At 67.2% G+C, this 4,674-nt stretch carries 7 protein-coding genes and 1 pseudogene; 6 read left to right on the top strand and 2 right to left on the bottom strand.

Annotation, left to right across the window (positions count from 1 at the left end; genetic code table 11):
* The 6 genes and pseudogenes from H0W38_RS16925 to H0W38_RS16950 form a co-directional block, all read left to right on the top strand.
* Positions 1-199: pseudogene (locus H0W38_RS16925) on the top strand (polynucleotide adenylyltransferase PcnB); the annotation flags it as partial.
* A 97-nt stretch (positions 200-296) separates the two neighbouring features.
* Positions 297-839 (top strand): 2-amino-4-hydroxy-6-hydroxymethyldihydropteridine diphosphokinase, encoded by a 543-nt coding sequence (folK, locus tag H0W38_RS16930; protein WP_292456213.1) that lies wholly within the window; start codon positions 297-299, stop codon positions 837-839.
* Positions 840-950: 111 nt separating this feature from the next.
* The gene (locus tag H0W38_RS16935) at positions 951-1,307 is read left to right on the top strand and encodes a DMT family protein (RefSeq protein ID WP_292456215.1); all 357 of its coding nucleotides are present in this window, start codon (positions 951-953) and stop codon (positions 1,305-1,307) included.
* A complete protein-coding gene (locus tag H0W38_RS16940; protein WP_292456218.1) occupies positions 1,304-2,014 on the top strand; it encodes a deoxynucleoside kinase in 711 nt (236 codons plus the stop codon). Before H0W38_RS16935 ends, H0W38_RS16940 begins: the two co-directional genes overlap by 4 nt.
* 108 nt (positions 2,015-2,122) lie before the next feature.
* Positions 2,123-2,767, top strand: a complete 645-nt coding sequence (locus tag H0W38_RS16945) for a DUF47 domain-containing protein (RefSeq protein WP_292456220.1) — start codon at positions 2,123-2,125, stop codon at positions 2,765-2,767.
* Between the two features lie 11 nt (positions 2,768-2,778).
* Entirely contained in the window at positions 2,779-3,789 is a 1,011-nt protein-coding gene (locus H0W38_RS16950; RefSeq protein ID WP_292456222.1) for an inorganic phosphate transporter, read from the top strand.
* Positions 3,790-3,886: 97 nt separating this feature from the next.
* Here the strand turns inward: H0W38_RS16950 and H0W38_RS16955 are convergent, their stop codons facing one another.
* Both H0W38_RS16955 and H0W38_RS16960 read right to left on the bottom strand, forming a co-directional pair.
* Positions 3,887-4,414 (bottom strand): SRPBCC family protein, encoded by a 528-nt coding sequence (locus H0W38_RS16955; RefSeq protein WP_292456224.1) that lies wholly within the window; start codon positions 4,412-4,414, stop codon positions 3,887-3,889.
* Between the two features lie 42 nt (positions 4,415-4,456).
* On the bottom strand, positions 4,457-4,674 hold a 218-nt coding region (locus H0W38_RS16960), incomplete at its 5' end, for a YncE family protein (RefSeq protein WP_367162291.1).

The raw sequence follows: 4,674 nt of genomic DNA on the forward strand, positions 1-4,674 counted from the left end.
ACCGCGCCGTGTGACGGGCGCCGGCCGCGCAGCGCCGCGGGCGTCCGAGGGTTCTTCTCCCGAAAGCGCGGACGAAGCCGGCGACGAGGCGGGGGATGTGCCTGCTGCGAAGAAGCGGCGCCGGCGTCGCCGCAAGCCTGGCGGTGGCTCCGCCGGTGAGGCGGCCGGCGCGCCCGCCGACACGCACGGCGAAAGCTAGAGCCTGCCACGCCACTTGGGGTGGGCTCATTGCGTGACCTCGGAGGCAGGCCGCATGCCGCATCACGCCCATCACACTGACTGTGGGTGAATACGGAATGACTGAGCAAGCCGCCCTCGCATCGGCCCAGCGCGCCTACATCGGCCTGGGTGCCAATCTGGGCGATGCACGCGACGTGCTGCGCGCCGCGAGGGATGCGCTGGCCACGCTATCCGGCAGCCGTCTGGTGGTCTGTTCCTCGCTCTACCGCACCGCGCCGATCGATTCGAGCGGCCCGGACTACCTCAATGCCGTGGTCGCGCTCGACACCCGGCTTTCCCCCGATGAGCTGTTGGCCGCGCTGCAGGCGATCGAAGCGGCGCATGGGCGCGAGCGGCCCTATCGCAACGCGCCGCGCACGCTCGATCTGGACTTGCTGCTGCACGGCGACGCGGTGCAGGACACGCCGACGCTCACCCTGCCGCATCCGCGCCTGCACCTGCGCGCCTTCGTGCTGCAGCCACTGGCCGAGATCGCGCCGGCGCTCGAGGTGCCGGGCCACGGCGCTGTCGGCGCCCTGCTGCCGACCGTGGCGCAGCAGGGCATCGAGCGATGTTCGGGCGCCGCTTCACAGGACTGGACGGATCACGGGCCAACGTAGGTCGCTGCCAAGTAAGGCCGCCCACCCCGCGAATCAGGCGCACCGGGCGCCATGCCGGCGCTGCGGCCCCGGATAATCCCGACTCCGCGCCCGGCCCCGAGAGAGCCCTCGATGACCTCCGCCCTGCCGATCCCCCTGCAGACCATCGCGTTGTTGACCTTGTCGAACGTCTTCATGACCTTCGCTTGGTACGGCCACCTCAAGACCCTGAACCACCGGGCCTGGTACGTGGCCGCGCTGGTGAGCTGGGGTATTGCCCTCTTCGAGTACCTGCTCATGGTGCCGGCCAACCGCATCGGCGTGCAGCAGTTCAGCGTGGGGCAGCTCAAGGTCATGCAAGAGGTCATCACGCTGTGCGTGTTCCTGCCCTTCGCGGTGTTCTACCTGCGCGAGCCGCTCAAGCTGGATTACCTGTGGGCGGGGCTGTGTCTGGTGGGCGCGGTCTATTTCATGTTCCGTTCGGCATGAAGGGCGACGCGAAACTGCGGCTGCGCCACGTGGTCGTCGAAGGCCCGATCGGGGTGGGCAAGACCACGCTTGCCGCCGCCCTTGCCGAACACTGGGGCGCCCGGCTGGTGCTGGAAAAGCCCGCCGAGAACCCCTACCTGGAGCGCTTCTACGAGCACATGGGCGCGCTCGGCGCGGTGCGCGGCAATCCGCTCGCCCTGCAGACCCAGCTCAGCTTCCTGTTCCAGCGCGTGGAACAGCTCAAGGAGATCGGTCAGCCCGGCATGTTCGAGCGCGGCGTGGTCAGCGACTTCATGTTTGCCAAAGACGCCATCTTCGCGATGCTCACGCTCGGCGACGAAGACCTGGCGCTGTACCGCCAGATCTACCGCCGGCACAGCGCGCAGGCCAGCGAGCCCGACCTGGTGATCTGGTTGCAGGCCGAGCCCGACACCCTGCTGGCTCGCGTGCGCCGTCGCGGCCTGGCCATGGAACGCAGCCTCGACGAGGACTACCTGCAGGCGCTCGGCGCGGCCTACCACCGCTATTTCGCCCACCACCGGGGTGCGCCGGTGCTGGCCGTCAACACCGAGGCGTTTCACCCCGACGAAGACAGCGCCGACTTCGCGCGCCTCATCGCGCGCATCGAGACATTTGAAGGGCCGTTCGAGTTCTACGACCCGCCGGACCGCCCGGATCGGTTGCCGACTCCAGTGCAGCGGGGTTGAGCAGAACCGGCTCCGTCCGAAAGGACTGCCGGGCTTCGTGACGGTGATGTGACAATCCGCCGCTTGGCGAGCCCCTCGGCGCCGCCCTTGCATCCGGAAGAGTCCACGATGTTCGGCAAGCTGCTGCCGCGGGAAGGCAATTTCTTCGAGCTGTTCAATCAGCACGGCGATCACATCGTCGAGGGCGCGCGCGCCTTCATGGCGATGATCGAGAACTACGCCGACGTGCCCGAGCGCGAGCGCCATGCGGCCGCAGTGATCGCGGCCGAGCACAAGGCCGACAAGGTCACCGCCGAGGTCAACCGGCTGCTGCACAAGACCTTCATCACGCCGCTCGACCGCGAGCAGATCCACGGCCTCATCAACGCGATGGACGACGTGCTCGACCTGCTGCAGGACACCACCGAGACCCTCAACCTCTACGACGTACACCACATCCCCGAGGAGGCACTGCGGCTGGGCCAGCTCAGCGCGCGCTGCTGCGAGAGGGTGCAGCACGCCGTGTCGCTGCTCGGGCGCATCAGCGAAGCGAGCGCGGCCGAGGGAGCCCTCAAGATCTGCGAGGAGATCGATCACCTCGAGAGCGACGCCGACCGCGTCATGCGCTCGGCGATGAGCAAGCTGTTTCGCAACGAGCCCGACGTGCGCGAGCTGATCAAGCTCAAGGCGATCTACGAGATGCTCGAGTCGATCACCGACCGCTGCGAGGACGTGGCCAATCTGATCGAGGGCATCGTCCTCGAGAACTCCTGAGCCGCCTGCCGATGGAATCGGCGCAGCTCAGCCTGTGGCTCGTGGCGATGCTGGTGGTCCTGGCCATCGCCTTCGACTTCATGAACGGTTTCCACGACGCGGCCAACTCCATCGCCACGGTCGTTTCCACCGGCGTGCTCAAGCCGCAGCACGCGGTGCTCTTCGCCGCCTTCTTCAACTTCGTCGCGCTGTTCGTCTTTCAGCTCTCGGTGGCGGCAACCATCGGCAAGGGCATCGTGGAGCCCGGCGTGGTGGACGCCAACGTGGTGTTCGGCGCGCTGGTCGGCGCCATCGCGTGGAACGTGATCACCTGGTGGTACGGCATCCCGTCGTCGAGCTCGCACGCGCTGATCGGCGGCATCGTCGGCGCAGTGATGGCCAAGGCGGGGCCGGGCGCGCTGATCACCGGCGGCGTGTCGAAGACGATGGCCTTCATCCTCGTTTCGCCGGTACTCGGCTTTCTGCTCGGCTCGCTGCTGATGGTGGCGGTGGCGCATGTGTTTCGCGGCACCACGCCGCTGCGCATCGACCGGCTGTTCCGCCGCGGACAGCTCGTCTCGGCTGCCATGTACAGCCTGGGCCACGGCGGCAACGACGCGCAAAAGACCATCGGCATCATCTGGATGCTGCTCATCGCCTCCGGCTACGCGGCCGCGAGCGACCCCTTGCCGCCGCTGTGGGTGATCTGGAGCTGCTACATCGCCATCGCTCTCGGCACCCTGTTCGGCGGCTGGCGCATCGTGAAGACGATGGGGCAGAGGATCACCAAGTTGAAGCCCGTGGGTGGTTTCTGCGCCGAAACCGGCGGGGCGATCACGCTGTTTCTCGCCACCGGCCTGGGCATTCCCGTCTCCACCACGCACACCATCACCGGCGCCATCGTCGGCGTGGGTTCGACGCGGCGGCTCTCCGCGGTGCGCTGGGGCTTGGCCGGGCGGATCGTGTGGGCGTGGATCTTCACGATCCCGGCGTCAGCGTTGATTGCAGCGGTGTTCTACGGGTTGAGTCGGCTGGTGTTTTGAGAGCCTGCGACGAGACGGGCGATCACCGCGAAAAACGGCGGCCAAGGACCGCCGTTCTGTTGAATCGAGGCACGGCCATCAGCCGCAGCTGTTTTACCTACTTCTTCTCGATCAGCTTCTTCAGATTCGCCAAACCCGCCTGGTACACGTCCGTGACCGCCTTCAGCGCCGCCTCGTCGTTCTGGTCCGGTGGCGGATCGTTGTTGGGGTAGCCGCGGTAGAAAGCACCGCGCCACTGCACGACCGATTTGGAGGCATCTTCGGCCGGGCTCACCGTGATGTTCGAGGTGTAGTTCGTCACCGGCAGCGCGCCGCCGTCCGTGGCACGGTAGCTGTAGGTCTTTCCGGCATCGTTGTACTTCTCCAGGCTCTCGACCAGACTGCCGCCGCCCTTGAGTTCGAGCGTGCGCACGGAGCCTTCGGCATTGCCCTTGTCGGCCGGGCTGGCCTTCACCGCCGGGTGCCACTTGGCGAGCGCGTCGAAGTCCTTGATCTGCGCCCACACCTGATCGGCCGGCGCGTCGATGGTGACCTTCTCGACCACCTTCTGGCGGGTCGGGCCGTGGGCCAGCGTCACGCTGGTCGCGAAGGTCAGCGCCGCGAGGGCGAGCCACCGTGAGTGCATTCGAAAGTCTCCTGTCGTTCGGGGGATAAGAAGCAAGGCGGATCAGCGCGCACGCGCTTCGCCGATGAAAGCGCCGAAGCCGCGCGGGTTGCTGCCGGTGGCCACGGTGTAGAGCGGCTTGCCGGTGGCGGCCTCGAGGACCGCCACATTTTCGTCCATCCAGTTGACGACCATCACCCGGTCGCCTACCGAGGCCACGCCTTCGGGGTAGCTGAAACCGCTCAGGGTCTGCACCGACTGGAGTGTGTCGGGATCGATCA

It is taken from the genome of Methylibium sp., assembly GCF_013817365.1.
Taxonomy (GTDB): Bacteria; Pseudomonadota; Gammaproteobacteria; order Burkholderiales; family Burkholderiaceae_C; genus Methylibium.